The sequence below is a fragment of the Pseudoalteromonas sp. THAF3 genome, assembly GCF_009363775.1.
GTDB classification, from domain to species: domain Bacteria; phylum Pseudomonadota; class Gammaproteobacteria; order Enterobacterales; family Alteromonadaceae; genus Pseudoalteromonas; species Pseudoalteromonas ruthenica.
Genome location: NZ_CP045418.1, coordinates 1,014,358 through 1,039,136, shown reverse-complemented (window position 1 = coordinate 1,039,136; position 24,779 = coordinate 1,014,358). Strand labels below are relative to the sequence as shown.

24 protein-coding genes and 1 pseudogene are annotated in these 24,779 nt (G+C 46.2%); 9 read left to right on the top strand and 16 right to left on the bottom strand.

All coding sequences use genetic code 11. The annotated features are described in order from the left end of the window. Nucleotides 1-2 precede the first annotated feature (2 nt). The 4 genes from FIU82_RS04745 to prmB form a co-directional block, all read right to left on the bottom strand. Nucleotides 3-1,130, bottom strand: a complete 1,128-nt coding sequence (locus FIU82_RS04745) for an ATP-NAD kinase family protein (RefSeq protein WP_045978181.1) — start codon at nucleotides 1,128-1,130, stop codon at nucleotides 3-5. Then, the gene (locus tag FIU82_RS04740; RefSeq protein ID WP_152440468.1) at nucleotides 1,120-1,674 is read right to left on the bottom strand and encodes an elongation factor P hydroxylase; all 555 of its coding nucleotides are present in this window, start codon (nucleotides 1,672-1,674) and stop codon (nucleotides 1,120-1,122) included. Before FIU82_RS04740 ends, FIU82_RS04745 begins: the two co-directional genes overlap by 11 nt. Before the next feature lie 88 nt (nucleotides 1,675-1,762). After that, nucleotides 1,763-2,860 (bottom strand): chorismate synthase, encoded by a 1,098-nt coding sequence (gene aroC / locus FIU82_RS04735; RefSeq protein ID WP_152440467.1) that lies wholly within the window; start codon nucleotides 2,858-2,860, stop codon nucleotides 1,763-1,765. Nucleotides 2,861-2,902: 42 nt separating this feature from the next. Continuing rightward, complete coding sequence (gene prmB, locus FIU82_RS04730) at nucleotides 2,903-3,838, bottom strand: 50S ribosomal protein L3 N(5)-glutamine methyltransferase (RefSeq protein ID WP_022945747.1); 936 nt, start codon at nucleotides 3,836-3,838, stop codon at nucleotides 2,903-2,905. An 88-nt stretch (nucleotides 3,839-3,926) separates the two neighbouring features. On the opposite strand from prmB, the gene smrB reads away from it, so the two are divergent. Continuing rightward, nucleotides 3,927-4,490: an endonuclease SmrB gene (smrB, locus tag FIU82_RS04725; RefSeq protein ID WP_026111224.1), complete on the top strand. Its 564-nt coding sequence runs from the start codon at nucleotides 3,927-3,929 to the stop codon at nucleotides 4,488-4,490. Here smrB and FIU82_RS04720 read toward each other — a convergent pair. Both FIU82_RS04720 and FIU82_RS04715 read right to left on the bottom strand, forming a co-directional pair. Beyond that, nucleotides 4,487-4,912: a GNAT family N-acetyltransferase gene (locus tag FIU82_RS04720; protein WP_152440466.1), complete on the bottom strand. Its 426-nt coding sequence runs from the start codon at nucleotides 4,910-4,912 to the stop codon at nucleotides 4,487-4,489. The genes smrB and FIU82_RS04720 overlap by 4 nt on opposite strands. Then, nucleotides 4,909-7,908: an EAL domain-containing protein gene (locus FIU82_RS04715; RefSeq protein WP_152440465.1), complete on the bottom strand. Its 3,000-nt coding sequence runs from the start codon at nucleotides 7,906-7,908 to the stop codon at nucleotides 4,909-4,911. Before FIU82_RS04715 ends, FIU82_RS04720 begins: the two co-directional genes overlap by 4 nt. Before the next feature lie 435 nt (nucleotides 7,909-8,343). Here FIU82_RS04715 and FIU82_RS04710 point away from each other — a divergent pair, with 435 nt between their 5' ends. Beyond that, complete coding sequence (locus FIU82_RS04710; protein WP_152440464.1) at nucleotides 8,344-9,501, top strand: chorismate mutase; 1,158 nt, start codon at nucleotides 8,344-8,346, stop codon at nucleotides 9,499-9,501. Nucleotides 9,502-9,570: 69 nt separating this feature from the next. On the opposite strand, the gene tyrA is transcribed toward FIU82_RS04710, so the two are convergent. From tyrA to ffh, 8 genes are all read right to left on the bottom strand, one after another. Then, nucleotides 9,571-10,710 (bottom strand): bifunctional chorismate mutase/prephenate dehydrogenase, encoded by a 1,140-nt coding sequence (gene tyrA / locus FIU82_RS04705; RefSeq protein WP_152440463.1) that lies wholly within the window; start codon nucleotides 10,708-10,710, stop codon nucleotides 9,571-9,573. Between the two features lie 216 nt (nucleotides 10,711-10,926). Then, entirely contained in the window at nucleotides 10,927-11,286 is a 360-nt protein-coding gene (rplS, locus tag FIU82_RS04700; protein WP_022945752.1) for a 50S ribosomal protein L19, read from the bottom strand. 44 nt (nucleotides 11,287-11,330) lie between these two features. Then, nucleotides 11,331-12,083, bottom strand: coding sequence for a tRNA (guanosine(37)-N1)-methyltransferase TrmD (trmD, locus tag FIU82_RS04695; protein ID WP_138547817.1), 753 nt, complete (start codon nucleotides 12,081-12,083; stop codon nucleotides 11,331-11,333). Further along, nucleotides 12,083-12,619, bottom strand: a complete 537-nt coding sequence (gene rimM, locus FIU82_RS04690) for a ribosome maturation factor RimM (RefSeq protein ID WP_022945754.1) — start codon at nucleotides 12,617-12,619, stop codon at nucleotides 12,083-12,085. The genes trmD and rimM overlap by 1 nt, the downstream gene beginning before the upstream one ends. A gap of 17 nt (nucleotides 12,620-12,636) precedes the next feature. Then, entirely contained in the window at nucleotides 12,637-12,885 is a 249-nt protein-coding gene (gene rpsP / locus FIU82_RS04685; protein WP_045978188.1) for a 30S ribosomal protein S16, read from the bottom strand. Between the two features lie 177 nt (nucleotides 12,886-13,062). After that, complete coding sequence (locus tag FIU82_RS04680) at nucleotides 13,063-13,566, bottom strand: GNAT family N-acetyltransferase (RefSeq protein WP_138588750.1); 504 nt, start codon at nucleotides 13,564-13,566, stop codon at nucleotides 13,063-13,065. Further along, nucleotides 13,556-14,080 (bottom strand): DUF3750 domain-containing protein, encoded by a 525-nt coding sequence (locus FIU82_RS04675; RefSeq protein WP_249313073.1) that lies wholly within the window; start codon nucleotides 14,078-14,080, stop codon nucleotides 13,556-13,558. Before FIU82_RS04675 ends, FIU82_RS04680 begins: the two co-directional genes overlap by 11 nt. A 113-nt stretch (nucleotides 14,081-14,193) precedes the next feature. Then, the gene (gene ffh, locus FIU82_RS04670) at nucleotides 14,194-15,576 is read right to left on the bottom strand and encodes a signal recognition particle protein (RefSeq protein WP_152440462.1); all 1,383 of its coding nucleotides are present in this window, start codon (nucleotides 15,574-15,576) and stop codon (nucleotides 14,194-14,196) included. A 167-nt stretch (nucleotides 15,577-15,743) separates the two neighbouring features. On the opposite strand from ffh, the gene ccsA reads away from it, so the two are divergent. The 4 genes and pseudogenes from ccsA to FIU82_RS04650 form a co-directional block, all read left to right on the top strand. Beyond that, nucleotides 15,744-16,550: an inner membrane protein YpjD gene (gene ccsA, locus FIU82_RS04665; RefSeq protein WP_022945759.1), complete on the top strand. Its 807-nt coding sequence runs from the start codon at nucleotides 15,744-15,746 to the stop codon at nucleotides 16,548-16,550. A 90-nt stretch (nucleotides 16,551-16,640) separates the two neighbouring features. Further along, nucleotides 16,641-17,924 (top strand): HlyC/CorC family transporter, encoded by a 1,284-nt coding sequence (locus FIU82_RS04660; RefSeq protein ID WP_082079246.1) that lies wholly within the window; start codon nucleotides 16,641-16,643, stop codon nucleotides 17,922-17,924. Between the two features lie 340 nt (nucleotides 17,925-18,264). Next, the gene (locus FIU82_RS04655; RefSeq protein ID WP_152440461.1) at nucleotides 18,265-18,708 is read left to right on the top strand and encodes a hypothetical protein; all 444 of its coding nucleotides are present in this window, start codon (nucleotides 18,265-18,267) and stop codon (nucleotides 18,706-18,708) included. Between the two features lie 442 nt (nucleotides 18,709-19,150). Further along, nucleotides 19,151-19,336, top strand: a pseudogene (locus tag FIU82_RS04650) (acyltransferase family protein); the annotation flags it as partial. 160 nt (nucleotides 19,337-19,496) lie between these two features. Here FIU82_RS04650 and FIU82_RS18700 read toward each other — a convergent pair. Together FIU82_RS18700 and FIU82_RS04640 are read right to left on the bottom strand one after the other, a co-directional pair. Further along, nucleotides 19,497-21,257, bottom strand: a complete 1,761-nt coding sequence (locus FIU82_RS18700) for a S9 family peptidase (protein ID WP_216651824.1) — start codon at nucleotides 21,255-21,257, stop codon at nucleotides 19,497-19,499. A 369-nt stretch (nucleotides 21,258-21,626) separates the two neighbouring features. After that, a complete protein-coding gene (locus tag FIU82_RS04640) occupies nucleotides 21,627-22,337 on the bottom strand; it encodes a hypothetical protein (RefSeq protein ID WP_152440460.1) in 711 nt (236 codons plus the stop codon). A gap of 108 nt (nucleotides 22,338-22,445) precedes the next feature. On the opposite strand from FIU82_RS04640, the gene FIU82_RS04635 reads away from it, so the two are divergent. The 3 genes from FIU82_RS04635 to FIU82_RS04625 all read left to right on the top strand — a co-directional run bounded on the left by FIU82_RS04635 (nucleotide 22,446) and on the right by FIU82_RS04625 (nucleotide 24,756). Beyond that, a complete protein-coding gene (locus tag FIU82_RS04635) occupies nucleotides 22,446-22,670 on the top strand; it encodes an SDR family NAD(P)-dependent oxidoreductase (RefSeq protein WP_171036759.1) in 225 nt (74 codons plus the stop codon). 158 nt (nucleotides 22,671-22,828) lie between these two features. Further along, nucleotides 22,829-23,617 (top strand): trypsin-like serine protease, encoded by a 789-nt coding sequence (locus FIU82_RS04630; protein ID WP_138547813.1) that lies wholly within the window; start codon nucleotides 22,829-22,831, stop codon nucleotides 23,615-23,617. Nucleotides 23,618-23,718: 101 nt separating this feature from the next. After that, entirely contained in the window at nucleotides 23,719-24,756 is a 1,038-nt protein-coding gene (locus FIU82_RS04625) for an acyltransferase (RefSeq protein ID WP_152440458.1), read from the top strand. The last annotated feature ends 23 nt before the right edge of the window (nucleotides 24,757-24,779 follow it).

Below are 24,779 nucleotides of genomic sequence, written 5' to 3'. Positions count from 1 at the left end.
TACTACTCCTCAAAGTGGCCCACGGCATAGAGCACATGGTCATTAAAGCCTGTGGTTATTTGTATATAACCGGATAATTCGTCGTCTAGTTCGCTGTCGCCGGTATCGCAAACCAATGGCCGCCCTTGCAGCGCTTGCAGTTTGCTTTTCGTAGCAACAACGATGATATTGTCTTTTCCTATAGCGCGAATAAGCGCTGGGCTCAGTTGCTGGTTACCTCTGCCGAATAAATGTCCTTGGCCACCAATGAGGGTAATAACCAGTTTGGTTGGCGCCTGCTCGACAGCACTGAGCAACTGCTGCGCGGTCATGTCCTGCCCTATCAACGCTTGATCTTGAACTAAATCCACCCCTAGCAAGGTGTTCTCTAGGCCCATCTCTTCCATAACTGCTGCAACCGTAGAACCGGAGCCCATAATATACTGGTATTGTTCATCCATCTCACTGACCACAAAGGCTGCGATGTCAGCAAGTACTAACTCATCAACTTCTTTACCGCCGGCATTTTTCACTGCTTGCACATAGCGTAACTCGCTGGGAACGCGCAGCTCGCCGTAGCGCTTGGCGCGCACTGCACCTTGGCGAAAAGCCTGCTCATCAATGTCCATAACATCACTTTCGCTGAGGGTCACCAGCTCACCTTTAACCAGCATTTCAACCACCCTACCCGCCGCTTTTGGGGTAATGGCATACACGCCTGAGTGAATTTTACAGCCTGCAGGAATGCCCAGCGCCGGCAGCGCATCATCAATGGCATGACAGATATTTCTGGCGGTGCCATCGCCTCCGGCAAACAATAATAAATCCACACCTATAGCCTGCAGCGCTTTTGCCGCCAGCTCAGTGTCTTGAGCCGTGGTTGAGCGCTCACTGTGATACACCACTTCAACGTCAAAGCCGAGCTCTTTGGCGACTTGTTCGCCCATGGAGTCATTGACAGTGTAAATACACAGTTGCTCGCGATAAGCGAGGAGCTGCTCGAGGGCCGCACGGGTACGTAGGTTCGCTTTCGGCTCGGCGCCAAGGGCGATGGCTTTAGCTGCCGTTTGCGCACCGTCACTGCCTTTGAGCGCAACTGAGCCCCCTAGCCCGGCCAAGGGGTTAACAATTAAACCTAGTTTAAAGCGCATCGTGTTGCTCCTGTATACCCTGCCACTGCACCCGCTCTGGCGTCAGTGGGTAAGGTTGCTGATAATGCTGACTCAAGGCTTGTAATAGGCGTTCGGTGCGAGCATTAAAGCCCTGCTCAATAAGCCTGACTAGCTTGTCGTACACTCGTTGCTGAAAGCGAAATCGGCAGGTTTGCTCGCCACCAAGATTATCCGCTGACACGTTAAAGGGAAAGCCCGCCGCCAGAGACAACGCCCATTCAATTGCTTGTGGATGCACTTCCACCTGCTCAAATGCCTGTTGTTGCTCTTTACTGCGACCATCAGGGCAGTACCAGTAACCGTAGTCTTCACGGGTTCTGCGCTCAGCACCGGCAACAAGCCAATGAGCTATCTCATGCAGAGCACTGGCGAAAAACCCATGGGCAAAGACAATACGGTGATAGCCGCAATTTTCGTCTGCAGGCAAGTAAATGGGCTCGTCCTCACCGCGCACCAAGCGGGTGGTGTAATCCGCATAAAACGTGCGCTCAAATAGCGCGATTAATTCATCAACGTGGTGCATAACAAAATTGAAAACAAAAACACCGCAGGATTGTACGGATTTTGCGAGGCAAAGTAAAAACGCAGCCCTGTTGGCTGCGTCACTTTATTTATTTTTGCCCTGGGATAGGCCCAAACTCATGGGCCACATGGGGGTTTTGCGCCCGTTGACGCAATAGGTGGTCCATCAAGGTAATGGCCATCATCGCCTCGGCAATAGGCACCGCACGAATACCTACGCAAGGGTCATGACGGCCTTTAGTGATCATTTCTACCGCCTCATTACGAGTGTTAATACTCTGCCCCACCACGGTAATGCTTGACGTGGGCTTAAGGGCGATGCTGGCAACGATATCTTGACCAGTAGAGATGCCCGCTAACACACCGCCCGCATGATTGGAGGTAAAGCCTTGTGGAGTGAGCTCATCGCGACCTTGAGAGCCTTTTTGCTCGACCACGGCAAAGCCATCACCAATCTCCACCCCTTTAACCGCGTTGATGCTCATCAATGAGTGCGCCAGTTCTGCATCAAGACGGTCAAACACAGGCTCGCCCAAACCTACCGGCACACTTTTAGCCACGACCGTGACCTTTGCGCCGATGGAGTCGCCCTGCTTTTTTAAATCTCGCATATACTCATCAAGGGCATCAATTTGACTGGCATCAGGGAAGAAAAAAGCATTGTTATGCACTTCATTCCAATCACACTGCTGCGCTTTAATAGGCCCTAGTTGCGATAAGCACCCTTGCACCTCGATACCGTGAAATTGCTTCAGGTACTTTTTCGCTATTGCCCCCGCAGCGACGCGAATAGCGGTTTCTCTGGCTGAAGAGCGCCCCCCACCACGGTAATCACGCACACCATATTTATGCCAATAGCTGTAATCACCATGGCCTGGGCGAAACACATCTTTAATTTTGCTGTAATCTTTGGAGCGCTGATCGGTGTTTTCAATCACCAGGCCAATACTGGTGCCGGTAGTTCTGCCTTCAAACACCCCGGAGAGAATTTTCACCTCATCCGCCTCTCGGCGCGCCGTAGTGTAGCGGCTTTGCCCCGGTTTGCGCCGGTCTAAGTCGTGTTGTAAGTCAGCCTCATTAAGCTCCAACCCAGGTGGGCAGCCATCGACCACCCCCCCTAGCGCTGGCCCGTGGCTTTCGCCAAAGGTAGAGAGCTTAAATAGCTGCCCTATACTGTTACCTGCCATGTTCTTTCCTCATTCCAAAAATGGCGTTACCTAGTCGCCAACCTAGCTGCCAAAGTGGGCATCTAAATCAGCTTTTGAAATCATAAACACCCCTAAACCACCCTGCTCAAACTCAAGCCATGTGAAGGGCACCTCGGGGTATAGCGCTTCCATGTGTACCATAGAGTTGCCCACCTCAACAAATAATAAACCGTTATCTGTTAGATGCTGCGCTGCATTGGCAAGCAACTGGCGGGTCACATCCAAGCCATCTTCACCCGAAGCCAGCCCTAACTCCGGTTCATGGTGAAACTCTTGAGGTAAATCGCCCATATCCTCAGCATCAACATAAGGCGGGTTGGCAATAATCAAGTCGTACTTTTCTTGGCCTACGCCGCTAAATACATCGGATAAAATCGGTAATACTCTATCCTGCAGCTGGTAATCCTGGATATTGATATCTGCCACGGCCAGTGCATCAGGGGAGATGTCCACAGCATCCACCAGCGCATTTTCAAATGCCTGCGCTAAGGCTATGGCGATACAGCCTGAGCCAGTACACATATCGAGTATACGCATTACATTTTCGGGCTCTTGCACCCAAGGTGAAAACTGCTGCGAGATGAGCTCTGCAAACGGTGAGCGCGGCACTAATACCCGCTCATCTACATAAAATGGCATGCCAGCGAAATATGCTTGATTGGTTAGATATGCCACGGGTGTGCGCTCATTAATACGTTTTGCAATCAGCACACTCAAATGCAGCTTTTCAGCTGTGGTTAAACGGCTACTAAGAAGCGTGTTCGGCGCATCCATAGGTAAATGCAGTGCTGGTAATACCAGAGCTACTGCTTCATCCCAAGCATTATCAGTACCATGGCCAAAGAATAAGCCATGACCACTAAACTGACTTGTGGCCCAACGCAGCCAATCATTGATAGTTTCTAAGGTGTGCTCAGCATCTTCGCGCTGGGCGTCGGTTAGCAAAATGTCGCTCATGTTTGTAAACGCTCGTTATCCCTTAATAGCGCCATTGTAGCGTGTTTAACGCTAGGTTTTTATGCTTTTTTTGGCTAAACTCTCGACCATGAAAAAACAGCAACCAACAGCACCTGACGCACAGCCATTGTCGCAACAGGACATCGATTTATTTCGCCAAAGCATTGGCGCCACCAAGCGGGTCAAAAATGACACCGTGCGTTTGACTGGGCAACAGAAAAAGCCGATCGCTCAGCGCCAACAAGTGGAGCGCCAAAGTAATACCGAATTCTACTTTTCAGACGAGTATATTCCCGACATAGACACACACAGCACCATCAGCTATGTCAAAGCAGGAGAAGACCGCTATCTGGCAAAGCAATTGCGTCGTGGCGATTACAACCCGGAACTGATCCTCGACTTGCACGGCCTCAACAAAGAAACGGTCAAACAGGAATTAGCAGCGCTGATCAGCGCCTGCAAAAAACAGCATGTGGCCTGTGCGTGTGTAGTGCATGGTATTGGCGAGCGGGTGTTAAAGCACAAAGTGCCGCAATATCTGGTGCAACATCCTGATGTGATTGCCATGCACCAAGCGCCACTAGAATATGGCGGTAAAGGGGCGTTATTAATTCTTATTGACTTGCCCGTGGATGTCAGCCCGCTTCTTTAGGCTTGGTATATATCGGCATTATGACGCTGCATCAAAATGCTTGGATCATCAATGGCGTTAAAGCCAAACTGACGATATAAATCGTGCGCCTCGAAGGTGGCGAGCATAAAACGCCGCAACCCTTGTAGCTCAGGGTGGGCGACCACCTCAGCAATAAGCGCTTTGCCTATCCCCTGCCCTTGATAATGCTGCAACACAAACACATCAGCCAGATAAGCGAATGTGGCGTAATCCGTGGTCACGCGGGCAAAGGCTACTTGCTCGCCCCGTTGGTTATAGGCGCCAAAGCACAAGGAGTTATCGATGGCACGACGCATCACCGCAGCAGGAATACCTTTAGCCCAGTAAGTGCGGCTTATAAACCCGTGAATCACGTCAAACTGCAGTTTTGCTTTGTCTGTATCTATATGCACTGAACTCATGGGGCTTCCACTTCGAGGTGTTCAGGCAACGCATTGACCGCTCCCTCTTCCAGTGGACGACTAAAGTAATAGCCCTGCACAATAAAACAGTTATTGGCTTTCAAAAACTCCATTTGTTCTTTCGTTTCAACCCCTTCGGCAACAACATTGAGGTTTAATTTTTGTGCCATAGCAATAATAGCTGCGGTGATCTCCATGTCATTAGAGTCTTCCGGGATATCTTGCACAAAAGAGCGATCCACTTTCAGCACATCAACCGGGAAACGTTTTAAATAGCTTAGCGACGAGTAGCCGGTGCCAAAGTCATCAATGGAAATAGACACGCCCAAACGCTTCATTTCAAGCAACTGCGAAATAGCGGTATCGACGTCTCCCATTAACATAGATTCAGTGAGCTCAAGGTGGAGCTTGTCAGGGGTAATGCCAGATTCACGCAAGGTTTTACTCATAGTGGCAATGAGGTTGGCGTCTTGGAACTGCCGCGCAGATAAGTTCACTGATACATTGGCTTCAAGCCCGGCTTTAGCTCGACGCGCCGAGAATGCGCACGCCTCGCGCATCACCCACTCGCCAAGCTCAACAATGAGTCCTGTGGCTTCAGCGATGGGAATAAACTTAAATGGTGAAATGGGACCTTGCACAGGGTGAGTCCAGCGCACCAATGCCTCAAAACCAAGGATACGGCCATCACGGCTATCAACCTGTGGTTGATAATGAAGATGAAATTGACTATCACGGATCCCTTGGCGTAGCTCATTTTCTATGTATAAGCGCTCGTTTGCAGCGGCATTGAGCTCTTTGGAGTAGAAATGATAGGTATTTTTGCCTTTCGCCTTAGCCTCGTACATTGCCAAATCAGCGTGCTTAAGCAGTTGATCCTCTTCGCTACTGTCATCGGGCGCCATGGTAATACCAATACTGGCACTCACAATCACCTCGTTATTGCCAAGCTGAATAGGCTGATTAAGAGTGCGCTGAATGGTGTTAGCGACTTCTTTTGCACGCTCATGACTTTCAATACCACTGAGTAATACCGCAAATTCATCACCGCCTAAACGGGCAATGGTGTCTTCGGTACGAAGGCGGTTTTTGAGGCGCCTAGCTACTTCTACCAGCAATTGGTCACCGACATCATGACCCAAGGTGTCATTAATGCGTTTAAATTCATCAAGGTCGAAGTAAAACAAGGCAAAAGCATAATGCCCTCTATCCGCGAGCGCCATCGACTTACGTAGCTGCATGCGGAAGAAAGTACGGTTGGCCAAACCTGTAAGGGTATCAAAATAAGCCAGCTGCTCCATTTTGCGCTGACTCTCTTTTACAAAGGAAATGTCTTGCGCAGAAACGACGTAGCTATCGACATCCCCTTCCTCATCACGGATGGGAGAAATACTGAGCGATACCCATATAGCTCGACCATCAATGTGCTGCAGCATGGTGTCACCACGCCAATAATTACGTGAGCGTAAGTCAAACTCAATGTCTTCGTTGAGAATCGCCATTTCCCGGGCAATAACACTGAGTAATTTGGCCTCAATAAAGTGCTCTTCGCTGTACCCGGTCATCTCCAGCATTTTCGGGTTCACATATTCAATTTGCAGTTGATAGTTGGTGATCAACACCCCAGTACCAGAGTAAGCGACCGCTTTAGAGAGCCGGTTGGCAGCCTGCTCGGCCACTTCTTTTTCTTTAATACGCTGATTAAGCCCGGTTATGGTGTTACTCAGCTCGACACTCATGTCTTTAAATGAGCCATTGAGAACGCCTATCTCATCTTTACTCTCTGGCGGGAAATCGGTGTCCATTTTGCCTTTGCCAAAGCTGGATACCGCATTCACGAGCAAATAAATACGCCGGAGCACGAGCTGATACAAAGCTTGGTGTAATAGCAGAGCAACGAGAATGGCGTAGAGAATAAACAGCCCTAAGAACTTTATTTGCAATGCCTCAAGCGCTTCTAAAGCACTGGATTGCTTACGGTAAATGCCTACGTACCAATCCAGCCCTTCAACTTTGCGAATCGTGGTGAGGTAATTCTCTCCCTCGTAACTGAATTGCTCTGTCACCGTTGGCAGTTTTAAGCGCAGCGCCCCACTGACTAATTCAACCAGTTTAGGGTTTATAAAGTCAGACATGCGTAGCGGTTTACCTTGGCGGCCATAGCGTTGGTAGGTGGCATTGTCTAAGCGCGGGTGAGCCAATAGCTGTCCCTGTGCATCAACAACAAACATTTGCTGATGTGGGTCATCTATTGGTAAGTATTCGAGTAATTTATCCAGTTCTAAATCCGCACCTGTTAGCGCAACGTGCTGATCCTGCTTATAAATGGGCGTGACAATACTGACAATCCATTTGCCCCAGATAGGGTCGTAGTAAACCGGCGTCCACACTGCCTGACGGGTGGGGTTATTTTGCTCATTAACGCGATCGAAATTCAATGAGTTCACGGCGCGATAATCCGCTGGCACATCCAATGCCCAGTTCGGCGGCGCCACTCGAACAAAGTCATCCTCGGTCAGCAAATAGAAATTAAAATAGTCTTGAATCAACGTGGGTGAGATGACCTGCCAAAGCTGCTCTGATTTTGCAAACAGTCGCTCGTAGGCAGGTGAATAGTTCTTTTTCGGGATGATGGCAGCAGAAAGGCCATCATCAGACATGCTGCGCAGCGTTAGTTCATCGGTAATTATAAATTGAGGTGACTTAAAGGAAGCGTTGGTGTTGGTGTGAGTGAATAAAGCGCGTTTAACGACCTCGTTGGCCTGCTCAGCAATGTTGGTTTTGGTATCAATAAAACGGCCAAACTGACCGATAAAACGTGCACTATATTGGTTTAACTGTTCATGCTCTTCAAACATCAACTGCTTTTGCTCTGACTTGAGCATCAGCACCGCCGCAAAAATACCGGCAATCAAACAAATAGCAGAGATCAATGCCGAGAGCTTGATGCTGAGGGAATGAATGCCAAACCGAGATGGCGGACGCCTGTAGACCACTGCCTATCCTTTTTAAGTCTCTGGATTAATGTACTTTTAGCCAGCTAGCAAATATAACAGGCCTCAGGCACTTATATAAACCTTTTTCGTGGAATAATTGATTGCACGGTATTGCAGCCCATACAAAGGTATGAGCTATAACACCGCGTTGCTAGTTCGCATAGTATTTGTAACACAATAACGTTTTCTACTCACCTAGTTTACCGGCGCTAAGACATTAAATTGAGAAATATCAAATTAGCCCGATTTAGCTGTTGACTTGCATAGAGTGGAACCAGTAGATTGAAAATATGAACAGTATCTCTTTCGTATTTTTTCGCTTTTTTATCTTCCGCCCTTGTTAGGGAGGCCGATAGCGAGTACGTGAGATTCACCTTATGCTAAAGCCTCCCCACCGGGAGGCTTTTTTCGTTTTGGGAATGAGGAAACCTAATAATGACTAACGAAACGCTGCATGCATTGCGCCGGGATATTAACGAAATAGACTCCGAGCTTTTGATTTTGCTGGCTAAACGCCGCCGTATCGCACACTCCGTTGTGGAGTATAAAATTAACAACAATAAACCCATACGTGATGAAGCCCGGGAACAGGCACTGCTGGAGAACTTGATAAGTTATGGCAAATCCTTAGGGTTAGACGCTTATTATATCAACAATGTGTTCCAGCGTATTTTAGAGGACTCGGTGTTGCACCAACAGGCCATGTTGCAACAAAACCTCAACCCCGAAGCCTTAGGGACGACCAACCGAGTCACTTACTTAGGAGGGCAAGGCTCGTACTCGCAACTGGCCGTACATAAGTATTTCAGCCGCCGCCCAGGCAAGCTCGTGGAACTTGGTTGTTCACAATTTGATGAAATCACCGGCGCAGTGGAAAAAGGCCAAGCAGACTTTGGCGTACTGCCTATTGAAAATACCAGCTCTGGCAGTATTAATGAGGTGTTTGATCTCTTACAACATGCCCAAGTGTCGATTGTCGGTGAAGTAACCCACAGCGTTGAGCACTGTGTATTAGCCAAACCAGGGACTGAGCTGGCCGATATCAATAAGCTCTTTGGTCACCCTCAGCCATTCGCTCAGTGCAGCCGGTTTATTCAAGGGTTAGATCAGATTCAGCTCGAGCATTGCGACTCCACCACCAGTGCAATGAAGGCAGCGCTTGAGTGTGAGCACAGCGCGGCAATTGGCTCGGCGCAGGCCGGCAAGCATTTAGGGTTAGAGGTGCTGCAAACGGCGATTGCTAATCAAAGTGAAAACCACAGCCGCTTCATTGTGGTTGCCCGCAAACCGCTTCAGGTATCAATGCAAATCCCCACAAAAACGTCGCTAATTATGTCAACCTCGCAGCAAGTGGGCGCCTTAGCTGATGCTCTGATGATTTTCAAACAGCGTGAGATTAACTTAGTGAAACTAGAATCTCGCCCGGTGCCAGGCAACCCTTGGGAAGAAGTGTTTTATGTCGACTTAGAAGCGAACATCGACGACCCTAATGTTAATCAAGCCTTAGAAGAGCTTAAACCCTTCACTGAGTTTATTCGCGTTTTAGGCTGCTACCAAAGTGAGTCGCTTAAAGCGGTTACGCCAAAAATGTAATCCTCTCTGTGTAGAAAGGCGCCATCAATGCCTTTCTACACACGGAACACATCTTTGATAAAGCAAATACTAACCTAACACCTTGGCATCATTGGCTTTATTTAACAAAGCTCGGCTTTGGCTTAAGAACTGATCGCTGGCATCACTAAAGAACACTTTTGCATCAGAGAATGCAGTCATTAACGCCTCTTTGTCTTTATCACGCAGCATGCTTAAAGTATGTTCATAGGTATTTTTATACGCCTCCAAGAGCGGCTCTACGCGCTCAAACTGCGCAAGCATGATGTCGCTATACAGCTCCGGGCTTTGTGCAAACAAACGGCCCACCATCATTAATTCCAGCTGATAGATAGGGGACGAGCAATCGCGAATCTCTGCTAAGCTATGTTCTTGTTTAGCTAGAAACTGGCCATATACGAAGGTGGTTAAGTGACGCATAACCTGGATTATTTGCATGGCTTCGTCGTGTTTACGTGCGCTCATAGTGACAAGTTGACACCCCCACACTTTAAGCTGAGCCAACAACGCCTCACCCGCTTCACTCTCTACGTCTTTACACACCACCACCGTTTGTTTAACCCAATGGCTAATATCTGGTCCAAACATCGGGTGCAAGCCCAATACCGGACCGCTGTGTTTGTTGGTCAGCGCCGCTAAGGGCTTTTCTTTCACAGACGTAATATCAACTAGCAAGGCATCGTCGTCCAAAGCAGGAAGGTTGGCGACAATCTCCTCCACGGCGTTGATAGGTACACTAATAAGCACACATTTAGCGCCTTTGAGTAACTTTGCAGCTTCGCCACTTTGCTGTTCTTGGCGGTCAATAATACGCACCTCAACACCACTACGGGTAAGCTGCTTAGCAAATAGTTGCCCCATCGCTCCACGGCCACCGACAATCGCCACCGGATTGAGCGACTTACAAACACAAGCCAACTCACTTTGTTGGTTTTGATAGGCCTCCCGCATCATGCGCCGCAAAATATCTTCGACCAAGTCAGGGTTAACCGCCGCTTCTTCAGCCTCTTTACGCCGCGCCGCGATCAACGCCGCCTCGCGTTCGGGGGCATGCAAAGGAGCGCCTCTTTGTTGCTTTATTTTGCCTACCTGCTCGGTGATTTGGTTACGCTTGGCAAGGAGGCGAACGAGTTCGGTATCACAGGCATCGATTTGATGGCGAAGTTGGGCTAGCTGCTGCTTTGGGGTCATAATGTAAACTTAAAATTACACGTGGTAAACTAATTAATACATCAATAGTAGCAATATTAGTAAGTCTGGAAAAGGGGCAAGAGGTAACAAGGTGTTGAATAATATGCGAGGAGTCACCTGCAGTGAGAGGGAGCATTAGGCGCTGTCTGTACAAACCAAAGCGGGCCAGCTATTACTAGCTGGCCCGCTTTATCACGTCTTAGTAAAACGCGCGTATTAATTAAGTTTTTCTTTAATACGTGCAGACTTACCAGAACGCTCACGCAAGTAGTAAAGTTTCGCGCGACGTACTGCACCGCGACGCTTAACTGTGATGCTATCTACAAGTGGGCTGTGCGTTTGGAATACACGCTCAACGCCTTCACCGCTTGAAATTTTACGCACGGTGAATGCAGAGTGTAGGCCACGGTTACGCTTAGCGATTACAACACCTTCAAAGGCCTGTAGACGCTCTTTGTTACCCTCTTTTACACGTACCTGTACAACAACTGTGTCACCAGCGCCGAAGCTTGGTACGTCTTGCTTAAGCTGTTCAGCTTCAAGCTCTTTAATAATATTTTGGTTTACTTTTGCCATTTTATTTCTCACTTTCCTAGGTGTAACTGTCTTCTAGCCACAAGCTATGAGTTTTCTTGCTGATATTCAGCAAGTAACCGTGCTTGCTCCTCAGTCAGAGCTAGGTTTTGCAACAAGTCTGGACGTCTTTGCCAAGTTCTCCCTAATGACTGCTTTTGCCGCCATTTTGCGATTGCTTGGTGGTTACCACTGAGTAGAATCGGTGGAACCGCTTTGCCATCCAATATCTCTGGCCGGGTATAGTGCGGACAATCGAGCAAGCCATCCGAAAATGAATCTTGCTCAGCCGATTGGTTATGACCTAACACCCCTGGCACTAATCGCGCAACAGCGTCAATTAATGTCATGGCCGGTAGTTCACCGCCGCTGAGGATAAAATCCCCAATCGACCATTCTTCATCGATATAGGATTCGATGAGCCGTTCATCTATACCTTCATAACGACCAGCTACTAAAATCAGTTTATCGCACTGAGCAAGCTCTTGTGCGCCTTGCTGATCTAGTTTTCGCCCTTGTGGGGACATGTAAATTACCTTAGCACCTTCGCCTGCCGCAGCTTTCGCATCGAGTATGGCCTGCTTCAATGGTTCAACCATCATCAACATGCCTGGACCTCCACCATAAGGGCGGTCGTCCACGGTACGATGCTTATCCGTTGCATAATCGCGCGGGTTCCAGCAGTGAAAGTCGATTAAACCACGTTTCACTGCGCGGCCTGTTACGCCCTGCTCAGTAATTGCCGAAAACATCTCTGGAAAGAGGCTTATTACCCCCATCCAAAACGGTGTTTGTGCCATTAAAAGCCTGGGTCCCAGTCCACAGTAATCTGACGCTCGTCATGGTCCACATTGATAATGACCGAATCGGTCAAAAATGGGATTAAACGCTCGCCTTTGCCGAATGCATCTTTACTGTTTGCTTTCACAACCAGCACATCATTCGAGCCTGTCTCCATCAAGTCATCAACTTGACCTAAGTCATAACCTTTTGTGGTTACCACGGCCATGCCGATGAGATCTCGCCAATAAAACTCCCCTTCGGGAAGCTCTGGTAATTGCGCCACTTCAACCGAGATTTCCGCATTGGTCATAGCCATTGCTTGGTCACGGTCATTAATTTGCGCAAACTTGGCGATAAAGCCTTTGTTGTGGCGACGCCAGTCACTCACTTCAAAGGTTTGCCATTTACCTTGTTGCCCTATCAACCATGGGCTGAAATCGAAGATCCCTTGGGGATCATCAGTAAATGAATGCACCTTAAGCCAACCCTTGATCCCATACGGGGCTCCGAGTTTGCCAACGACGATTGTTGAGGCTTGCTCTTGTTGACTCATGGTTACACTTACGCCTATTAAGCCGCTTTACGAGCGTCTTTAACTAGCTTTGCTACGCGATCTGAAAGAGACGCGCCTTGGCCTACCCAGTGATCAACACGGGCAAGGTCTAGACGAAGTTTTTCTTCCTGACCAGCAGCAATAGGGTTAAAGAAACCTACTTTCTCGATGAAACGACCGTCACGCGAGAAACGGCTATCCGCAACCACAATTTGATAGAAAGGACGCTTCTTAGCGCCACCACGTTGCAAACGAATAGTTACCATACCGTCCTCTAAATAGATTGACTGTTTTCATTAATAAGTGAAACTTCCCCATACAGGGAAGCTCGGGAATTGTACGAATTTTTTGCCACAATGCAAGTAAGAACTGCATTAAATACGTGGTTTGTGTGGGTTAAATGATGATCTTGGCTTTTGAGCTGTCGCTAAAGGCCGGTTTGTTCAGCGTATGTCGTCAAGTAATAGCCCATAAATAAGGCCATCAAAACGCTGGCCCTGCTTCACTATCGCTTGCCTTAGTCGTCCTTCGAGGACAAAGCCACAGCGCGTTAACAGCGCCTGAGAACCTTTATTCCCTGCAAATACGACTGCATGCAGGCGCAGTAAATCAGTTCCATGAGCGAGCTTGCTTAATAGCTGTTGCAGCGCTTCACTCGCAAAGCCTTGGTGCCAATAAGGCTGACCCAGCCAATAACCTACCTCAGCTGATTTAGCGTACTCGAACTGCCCCACTGTGGCACTGATACAGCCAATCAACTCATTATCGTGCTCTATGGCATAGATGTGCTCGCTTTGAGCGCCCTCTCGAACCCACCAACTGGCATCCGCCTCAGTGTAAGGATAAGGGATTTTGGGCGATAAGAAACGTTGTACCTGGGCATTATTGAGCAAAGACACTAACGCGTGCTCATCGCCTCGGGCAAAACGACGTAAGCTAATCGCCATAACCACTGCCAATAGCACTAAAAGGCATCGCCAGTTCAAGCTCGGGAACTTGCCTGCCTATCCATGCGGGAAAGGTATTGCTGTTCGGCCCTGGAAAGAGCGTGTATTCGTTTACCCATGGATACTGCTGCGCAGCCGCTTGGATTTTGGGAATAAGCTCCGCTGCTTTGGCGCCGCTGACCATATGAAATTTATCCGGTTTAGCACCGTACCAGTAACGATCAGGTGTGGATGTTTTATAGCTGCGCAAAGCCGGTCGACCTTGGTCCACGCCCCAGCCAACCACTTCATACACTGTATACTGCTGTGCCCCCTGCTCTTTTATTGCAAGCCAAGTATGCACGGCAAACCAACCACGCCAGCTGAATGCATCAGCGGCATAAAACTCAATCACCGCCCCAGGCTCACTTACCGGCTGGGCAATGCCTGCACTTTCACGACTGGCAGTACGCCAATCCGTGCTAGTACAGCCGACCAATACCCAAAAGAGCATGGTAATAACTAGCGCTCTCACATCAACCTCGCTTGTTACATTGATATAGAACCTACTATTTCACCGCTTAACGCGCTTTGCAACGCAAAAAAAAGCGCGACGGTTGTCACGCTTTTTTTATATAACGCATTGGCTCAGAACTTAGGGCCGCCGGGGCCACCCATCATTCCTGGTGGCATCATCCCTTTCATGCCGCGCATCATTTTCATCATGCCGCCTTTGCCTTTCATCTTTTTCATCATTTTCTGCATCTGTGTAAATTGCTTCAACAGCTTGTTGATGTCTTGCACTTGTGTGCCAGAGCCCGCAGCAATACGCTTTTTGCGTGAGCCTTTAATAATTTCCGGACGCGCGCGCTCTTTCGGTGTCATGGAGTTGATAATGGCTTCCATTTGCACAAATGTTTTGTCGTTAACTTGCCCTTTTACTCCTTCAGGTAAGTTACTCATGCCTGGCAACTTATCAAGCATGGACATCATGCCACCCATGTTTTTCATTTGTCGCAGTTGGTCAGCAAAGTCCTCTAATGTAAAGCCGCTGCCTTTAAAGACCTTATCCGCCACTTTTGCAGCTTTGTCTTTATCGACCTTCATTTCCACTTCTTCGATAAGAGACAAAACGTCGCCCATACCGAGAATACGCGACGCAACACGGTCGGGGTGGAACGGCTCTAGAGCATCGCTACGCTCACCAACACCGATAAACTTAATGGGTTTACCGGTAATATGGCGAATCGATAGCGCGGCACCACCACGGGCATCACCATCGGTCTTAGTTAAGATCACGCCACTAAGTGGCAGTGCTTCATCAAAAGCTTTCGCGGTATTCGCCGCATCTTGACCAGTCATGGAGTCAACCACGAACAGCGTTTCAATTGGGTTAATAGCACTGTGCAGTGCTTTAATCTCGCTCATCATGTTTTCGTCAACGTGAAGACGACCGGCGGTATCCACTAACACCACATCAATAAACTTTTTCTTGGCGTGAGCAATGGCGCCATTGGCGATATCAACTGGGTCTTGCGAGGTGTCGCTAGGGAAAAACTCGACATCTACTTCAGATGCTAGAGTTTCAAGCTGTTTAATTGCCGCTGGCCGGTAAATATCGGCACTCACCACCAATACCGACTTTTTCTTGCGCTCTTTTAGGAACTTCGCCAACTTGCCAACACTGGTGGTTTTACCCGCCCCTTGTAAGCCAGCCATCATAATGACTGCGGGCGGCTGGGCATTGAGGTTAAGTTCCTCGTTAGCCTCGCCCATGGCTTTTTCAAGCTCTTCACGGACTATTTTGACAAACACTTGGCCAGGAGTCAGGCTTTTAGTCACCTCTGTGCCAACGGCACGCTCTTTGACTTGCTTGACGAAATCACGAACAACGGGCAAAGCGACGTCAGCTTCAAGCAAAGCCATACGCACTTCACGCAGCGTCTCTTTAATATTGTCTTCAGTGAGGCGGCCACGGCCACTGATGGTTTTTAGGGTCTTCCCTAATCGTTCCTGCAGATTTTCAAACATCGCTAACGATTCCGTTGCTACTTACATTTTCGCCGATTATAACTGAAAGCGGGGGGCAAATCCCAGCACCAAGTGCAAAGCAAAGGCAATTAGATCTAGGCAAGCGTGTTCGCTTTAAATACAATGGCTTCTTGATGGAATAATAACTACGAGCAAAAAAGGTCATCATGCTGATTACAATTTTGACACTGTTGAGTTGTGCTTTTTACGGTGCTGCTACCGCGCACGTATTGTCTCGCTTGTTTGATGCCAAAGGCCCATCGCAAAAAACCACGGTGATCCTCAGTACGCTTGCGATTTTGACGCACATGGTGTTGCTCGTAAATGCGGTATTCACCACCCAAGGCCAAGACCTGTCTTTTATTAATGTATCGCTGCTGACCTGCTGGGTTATCGTATTATCAGTGACCGCCGTGTCACTGCGCTTTCCTGCCACCTTATTGCTACCTGTGGTGTATGGGTTTGCCACTATTTTATTATTCGCTAGCCTATTCATGCCGCACGATATCATCGTGCAAAGTATTCGCCTGGAAATTGGGTTAGTGACACATATCTCTATTTCACTGCTGGCTTATTGCGTGCTGGTGATTGCTACCTTGTATGCGGTGCAGTTTTATTTCATCGACAAACGCCTTAAACGCAAAGACCTAGCCATTGTATACAGCCACCTGCCACCGCTGATGGTGGTCGAACGTCAACTTTACCAATTAGTGTTTGTTGGCACAGCTTTGTTGAGCCTCGCCCTGCTCTCTGGGTTTGTATTCCTAGATTCCATGCTGGCTATTGAAAACGCGCATAAAACGGTGCTTTCCATTATCGCCTGGGGGGTGTTTTTAGCCGTTGTTATTGGCCGCAAGCTGCGAGGTTGGCGCGGCAAATCCTCTGTGATCACCATTATGGTCGGTGCCGGCCTACTCACTCTTGCCTATTTTGGCAGTCGCTTTGTCCAAGAAGTAATATTGCAGCGTTTTTAAGCAATTACTTTATCTTCAGGGCAAGTTCACTTGACTACGCGCGGCGAGTGCCGCTTAATATACCTTGATTTTTAATAGAAGGATCCTTCTTTGGACGACATATCGACGAGTACGTTGTTTATCATTCTAGCAATACTGATCGTACTCTCCGCATACTTCTCTAGCTCCGAAACTGGGATGTTGTCGATAAATAAATTTCGACTACGCCACCTAGAAAAACAAAAACACGCCGGAGCCACGCGAGTCAGCAGCCTACTAAAGCGCCCTGATCGCCTTATCGGCTTGATCCTTATTGGCAATAACCTTGTTAATATCGCGGCCTCTTCAGTGGCCACGATTATTGGTATTCGCCTGTTTGGCGATGTTGTCGGCTTAGCGGTGGCCACTTTTGGGTTGACCTTTATTTTATTGGTCTTTGCAGAGGTTACTCCGAAAACCATTGCCGCCTTGTACCCAGAGAAAATCGCCTTTCCAAGCTCGCTGATTCTTAAAAATTTGCTGCGCTTAACTTTGCCTTTTGTGATTGCCCTAAACTGGATCACTAACGGTTTGTTGCGTCTGCTTGGCTTTAGCCCAGAGCAAATGGAAGAGCACAGCCTTTCTAAAGAAGAGCTGAAAACCGTGGTAAGTGAAGCCGGGGCCATGTTGCCAGCCAAGCACAAAAGCATGCTGACGTCGATTTTAGACCTTGAGCAGGTCACCGTGGAGGACATTATGATCCCGCGTAATGAAATTAACGCCATTGATGTTAATGATGACTGGAAGGTGATCAGTAAGCAGCTCACTAACTTGCAGCACACCCGGGTGCTTTTATATCGTGACCAAATCGATGATGCAGTGGGCTTTATTCATGCTCGAGACGCACTTCGTCTACTCACCAAAGAGCAGTTTAATAAGTCGTCGCTGCTTCGCGCAGTAAGGGAGATTTACTTTATTCCCGAAGGCACCTCTTTAAATACCCAGTTACACAAGTTTCAGCAGGTTAAAGAGCGTATTGGCTTAGTCGTTGACGAATATGGTGATATTCAAGGTCTAGTCACACTTGAGGATATTCTCGAAGAAGTGGTTGGCGACTTCACCACCACACAAACCCGACCACCAAGCGAGGAAGTCAGTGAGCAGGACGATGGCTCAGTGCTAGTTGATGGTGGTGCTAATATTCGTGATCTCAATAAAGAAATGGGTTGGCACCTTCCCCAAGATGGGCCAAAAACTCTCAGCGGCCTGATTGTCGAATATTTAGAAGATATTCCCGACGCCAATTTAGGGCTTAAAATTGAGGGCTACCCGATTGAGGTCATGGAAGTAAAAGAAAACATGATTAAGCTGGTACGTGTGCTCCCACAGCAGCGTCGCAAGAAGTCTAAAGACTAGCCGTCCTTTTAGGGCTGCTACCTTTCCTGGTAGCAGCCTCTGTCCATGTTCAACCAACCTAAAAGTCCGCAAAGCGATAAAAAGACCCACAAACCAAATCGGTTTTTAATCTGACTGCATTTGTGGTCGCTAAAGAATAAGCCCGAGAAATGCCCCATATAGAGTCATGCTCGCTTTCAGCGCCCAACATATACTTAGACATTATCCTTTGCCTTTGCTAACTTCATGACTTTATGGATAAATAATATGCACTGCTCAAGCTTTGAGGTGTCTTTAGCTAGGAGCGACAAATGCGTTTGTTAGTTGCACCTCGATATTACCCATACCTTAAGGATACGGTTTGAAACTCAGTAAAGAGCTTTATGCAATTGCCTCAAGCATTGCGCATGAAACGGATGGTTTTTTTGATACAAAAGGACCTGGAGCCGGGAACCTTTCAACAAATCAATTCATTGATTTAGTTCGCAGCCGCGCGGAACAGGCCTTTGGCGAGGGTTATAGCGAACAAAAAATTTGTGGCGACAACTCGATGGCGGTGGACTTTTATTTTCCCGAAGAACAGACGGTTGTGGAAATTGCATTGGGGATAAAAAACCCAAACACTGAATTTGAAAAAGATATTCTTAAGGCTCTTATGGCCAGAAGCTTAGGTAATAAAATTAGAAACCTTGTCTTTATTTGCAAACCCGGTGGCTATAAAAAATGCAATCAGCCGGGTCGCAAAGCAATGATCGAATGGTTACAGAACCAAAATGGAATGACCCTGGAAGTGTGGGATCTTTAATTACCGGACCAAATAAGACCTATTTTCAGCAAGCTGCACAGAATAAAGAAGTATTATAAGTTCCTAGGTATTGATTAGCACGTGTGGTGGTTTATTTACTGTTGTTGTTTTTATAGCGGGCTTTTATTCTAACTATCTTGGCTTTACCACTGGGGAAGCTTCCTCCTATCTGTAATCGCGAACCACAGTTGGTAGAGGCTTTTACACAGAAGCAGTCACTACAAGCCTACTTCAGGGGCGTTTCAAAGAAACTCTCCGGGTAAAGGAAAACAGGGAATGAGTATCAAGACCTCCCCTCCGCTAAGGAAGTTATTCAGAAATTTACAAAGGATGAGCAATAACTCGCTGCAATAATGTTAGTTAATAATTTCAACTGCAGCGCTAACTCTTCACGCCCTACGGCGATTTATAATAAAAATAATGTTCAGATTAGGAGTCTAGGTTGGAAATTAGAAAGCTGAATGCCTTGCGAGGGCTCGCTGCACTTATTGTTTTCTTTACACATTTCAGTGATATAACCCTCTGGTTTGATGGCGCACTAGGAGGCGGCTCCGGTGCCTATGGGGTGATGCTATTCTTTTTACTAAGCGGCTTTTTGATGGCATACCTTTATTTAAGTAAAGAGTTTAATCTGGATTGGTTGTCATTTGTTCTGACAGTTCTGATAACAAAGTGGTATCAATTCTGACATTCTCTTGCGTGCGTAAACCGGTCGTTGGCGCTGACTTATTTTTGCCCTTTTTCAAACTAGCACGACAAGAGCTAGGCTTTTTAGGCATTAACACGCATTAATGAATAATGCCAATGTCATCCAAAATAACTGAGACATCATGTCTTGGAGTGAATGTTATATTAAGGACCAAGCTATCTTCTTGTTTAACTTCAGATAAAAATTCAATCGGAAAAACCACTGTTTGCAAAGTTGGTTCCGAAGGTGCAAATTTTACATCTTCATTTTCTAACTCTGAGTAGTCAGATACTAGCAACGGAGAAATACTGGCTGTAGATTTCGTCTTTTTACTTATCACAACACCATTCTTATTCAGAAACTCTATCTTAATGTCAGAAGCTAAGTTATAGGGTCTGCATGCTTCATGCTCTTCGGATGTCTCTATCGCGATAGAGACAGTTAGACTCTGTTTATCTTCAGCGATAACATGAAAGGTTGGTAATGCGAGTTGTAGCGTCGTTGCAACTTGTTCTTCGAGTTTCAGTTTCAGTACCTTGTTTGGTGTATCCACCCCGCCTCTTAATCGTTCCTTTCCAATCGAGAATGACACTGGCTCATTTTGGCTGTTAACCCTAATCTTAAAGTTCTTGTTTTCTGTCTTAACGCTTTCAAAGTTTTCAATAGACCAGAATGTTGAAGTGCTGAACCGAGATACATAGATATCATCGGGTAAGCCAAACTCTGAATTTGGCGGGTGCCTCAATATATCCTGATATTCTTTCTTTCCAGATAAAGTAAGTTCAATGAACGCTGACACAAATAGCTTGGTTAGTTGCTCTTGCTGTTTAGCTGTCAAGAGCTTTTTATAAAAATTCTTACTGCCTCCCCAATGAAAGTCATCAGACATATCTTGATTGAAATTTATGTGGTTTGCTTTGTGGATGTAGATTGAATGATTCACGTAATTTTTGCCGTCATCATATTCAACCCTCTGCCACTGTTGACTCCCTAAGAACTGGTAAACATCGGCGTCATGCCCGCCCTGTAAAACAAGATAGTTAGTATTCTTAAGAATGTTTTTGCCGTGTGCGTGTTGGTATTGTCCGTCCATGGGCGCTAATGCCACTACCGATTTAATTCCAAACCCAAACTCTGTAGGTTTTTCACTGTTCGGTATCGTTTTTAAACTGTTAAATGTCGAAGCTAAGGCGACGGCTTCTCCGCCTCTAGACATGCCAATGAGAGCAACATTTTCTAAATCCAGCTTGTTATAAAATCTGTGATCATGTTGGTTATTCCACACGCTAAGTAGCTTTAGATGCTCTAAAAGAATCCACCCGCGAGCACCGTTTTCTCCCCATAAACCATTTAAATAAGTCTGATCGACCTGAACAACAAAAAAACCGCGACTGGAAAACATCTCTCCTAAATAATCAAAACCGGGATCTGAGTTACCATGAACCAAGAAAATGACAGGCCGCTTTTCAGAAGTTTGTGGCAGCCAAACTTTCGCTTCTAAAGGTAAATTTTTGCTATCAAATCTATGGTAGGCATCATATTTATAGCCTTGGCTTTTGGAGTGGTCAGCAAGAAAGTTTGGTAGAGTGACGTCAGGTGCGACTAGATCCGGCTTATCGATAGAAAATAAATAGGGTTTTTCTCCATAAGTCATCACATCGTATTTGTATTTACCTGTTTTTGCTGGATTCGGAAGGCTACTTACCTTCTTATCTGGAAAGATATAGCTATCTGAAACACACTGTAAAGTGTCGGACGCCGAGGTTGAATACGAAACAGCTAGAGCGATGCTGGTAATGAATCTTAGAAGCAAATGCTTCAACGTATTTTCCTTGTTAATCAAATTATTTATTAGCTTCATCTTGACCTTTCCCTGAATTAGTATCATTCAATGAGATTTTTTATTTTTTATGCAACGTTGGTCGCATGTATGTATGAAAAAGTTTAAATAATCTAATTTTTATTTTTTCCAAAATAATTAGCCAAAACTAAACAAGGAAATGGCTAGTTTTATCGCTTGGCTGCTATTGGGCGACTGTCAACAGATGGCGGCTTAAGGCATGAAACGGTAGTTAAAATAACTGGAGCTGAACTTCCGGTATTTGTCTATTAATGCCCGTCAGCCATTGCTGATGGGCAGCTCCGCTCGTCAAGCGGACTTCTTGTTACTCAGCTAATTCGAAACTTTGAGTTAGCTACATTGCCCCTGATATGCATAAATCAATTTATATCAGCTACTTTGGGGTAGCTCAGCATTCCTGCGCTTTGCAGCAAGCGGACTCTTATCAACCCATCTAAACAGATACATTATAATCAGCTTTGTGACACCGCTTGTAACAGCCAACATCAACAGCGGCCAGCCATCTACTAATCCCATACTTAAAGCAAATATAATCGTAGAGATATCCATCATAAATATGAATTGGCTCATTTTAAGGTCGACCGCACCAGTGTGTCCAGAGCTATAGATGAGCCTTATCTGATGAAAGTAGCCTTGAGCAAGTAAAAATGAAACAACGAGTATGATAGAGGTAGAAATCAATTTTCCCTCGTCAGAGATAGTCTCACCAAAGAAGAGGCCGACAAATGCTAGAATGAGGCTAATAGCAGCGGCTGCAAAGCTTATTGCAGGTTTTACTGACTTTCTATCCAATAAGATTTCCATGATTATTTGTAGCACCAATATAGACGCTATCAGTCTGGGCCAGACAATATAGTGGTTAAATGGCGATATTGAGTAACCGTAAACAAAAAAAGATAAATAGGCCAAGTAACTTACTGTAAATTGGTTCAAAGACAAAAGCTCAGTAGGACGTACGCTATTGTCACTACTCGCTTTTCTTCTCCAAATTGTTCTCAATTGCGAGAATACACCATATAAACTAACGAATATGAATGCAGTGTTTACCGTCCCGGCAATGTTGTAAAAATCCAAACCCATCCCTCATACCAGCAAAAATCGTCGACAAAATAACATATTTTTGGCATGTAAAGTCTACCAAAATGCCAAAATTATTGCGCATTGTCGACAATGCATCAAAATGGAGTTGTGGGTAAGAGAAAAGTTGCGCTTATCATCGGCAGTAGTCAGGGAGTTGGAGCTAAAGCAGCGGTGCGTTTGGTTGATGAAGGCTTCCCAATTGTTCTTAACCACAGAGAGTCAGATATTTTAAAACAAGAAGTAGTACAAAAAGGGAGCGAGTGTATAGCCGTGCAAGCCGACGTATCGCAGGAACATATGTCGCAAAACTGTTTAATGCCGTCGACAAAATAGCAAAATAGGACGACTAGCAGTGCTAGTGAACAACGCAGGTATTTTGGAAGTGTTGACAGTTTGTCCGGGACAATTTATAACAATTCACGTCACTCGTACGCTCTAAAGTGCACCGATGGGCTCCGCGTTAGCTATACAACAATAAACATGGACGTATTATGAAAGTCTTATTTATCTTATCCATTATTTTCTTTTCTACCTGCAGTAATGCTGTAGTAAAAAGACATGATGTTCCCCCTGAAAATTATGTCATTGATAAAATGCCTGAATACCTAGTTGATATGCCCCATGAAGGACATGGTGTATTAATTAATTCACAATGGGTTGTAACTGTAGCACACACTATTTTTTATGATTATGTTGGCAAGGATCTATTAATTGGTTCAAAAGAGTATGAAATTGAAAGCGTTCATATACACCCAGATTACACTCAACCTAATAAAAATTTACTTAAAGGTGATTTAGCGCCCTTAATGAATTTTTTCAAATCTAGAAGTGATATAGCGTTAATCAAATTAGCTTCAACTGTTAGCGGTGTAGAACCAATCAATATTTATTCTGGTAATAGTGAAAAAGGCAAAACAATTACAGTCTATGGTAGGGGAGCTACTGGGAACGGATTAACTGGCGAAGACCCAGATACCAAATCACTTCGTGTGATGAACCGGTTTCAAAATGTTGTTGAAAGAGCGGAAGGTAACTGGTTAGCATTTAAATTTGACGAACCAGAAAGCGCACTACCACTCGAAGGTATGCATGGTTCAGGAGATAGCGGAGGAGCTTCTGTTATCTTTCGAGACGGTGTCCCTTTTCTTGTAGGTTTATCAAGTTGGCAATTAGGGCATGGCGATATAGCTACTTTTAAAGCCGGATTGTATGGTACCACTGCTTATCAAGTTAGGGTGTCAAATTACCATGACTGGATATTAGGTGTATTGGGTAGCTAACAAGATACTATATTATTAGTTAATAATTTCAACTGCAGCGCTAACTCTTCACGCCCTACGGCGAATAATAATAAAAATAATGTTCAGATTAGGAGTCTAGGTTGGAAATTAGAAAGCTGAATGCCTTGCGAGGGCTCGCTGCACTTATTGTTTTCTTTACACATTTCAGTGATATAACCCTCTGGTTTGACGGCGCACTAGGAGGCGGCTCCGGTGCCTATGGGGTGATGCTATTCTTTTTACTAAGCGGCTTTTTGATGGCATACCTTTATTTAGGTAAAGAGTTCAATCGCACTAACCTCACGCGCTATTTATTGGCCCGAGCAGCAAGAGTGCTGCCCTTGTACCTAGCTGTGGTGTTTGCCTCGTTCATACTCGCTAAGAGCGGGAATGACAGCCTATATAACATACCTGATGTCAACGCCTTACTCGGCCACTTGCTATTTGTTCACGGCGAGAGCGTACTTTGGACTATTCCACCTGAAATACACTTTTATGTGGTTTTTATTGCTTTTTGGATGCTGGCTAAAAACAGAACAGGCTATATTTATCTCGCTATTGTGGCGGTAATGATTGTGCTGTTCTTTACCAACTTTCCGAGGATTTATGGCGATATTTATGGAATACCCTATAACCTCTTTAGCATATTGCGTACCTTACCTTTCTTTTTTGTGGGTGTGATTTTGGGCTTACTGTACCCAACCCTAAAAGTGCCTAACTACATGCGAAAACACCGCTTTGTACTGGTTCTTCTGTTAATACCGCTTATGTATCCACAATTCACTCCGCTAACCAGCGGCGATGAAAGACGAATGTGGCTAAGCTATGAAGTGTTACTAGTTATGAGCACGGTATTCTTTTGCGTCGTATTTCTCGTCCCTGATAACAATATTGTACTCGCCAATCGCCTTGGTGATTTCATCGGCAAAATCTCCTATTCGCTATACCTGCTGCATATGCCCATTATTATGCAGGTAAATAAGTTAGCGTTGACTGTTGAGCTCAAACTCATTGTCGCCTTAGCACTAAGCATAATGGTGGCCTACTTGTCATACCGATACTTCGAGCAACCTATCGCCAAGCGTATTCGTCACCTCACAGCGGCCAAAGCACAGGATGCGCCTGCGCGCGCCAGTTAAATTATTGTCTATTAAGGAGACGA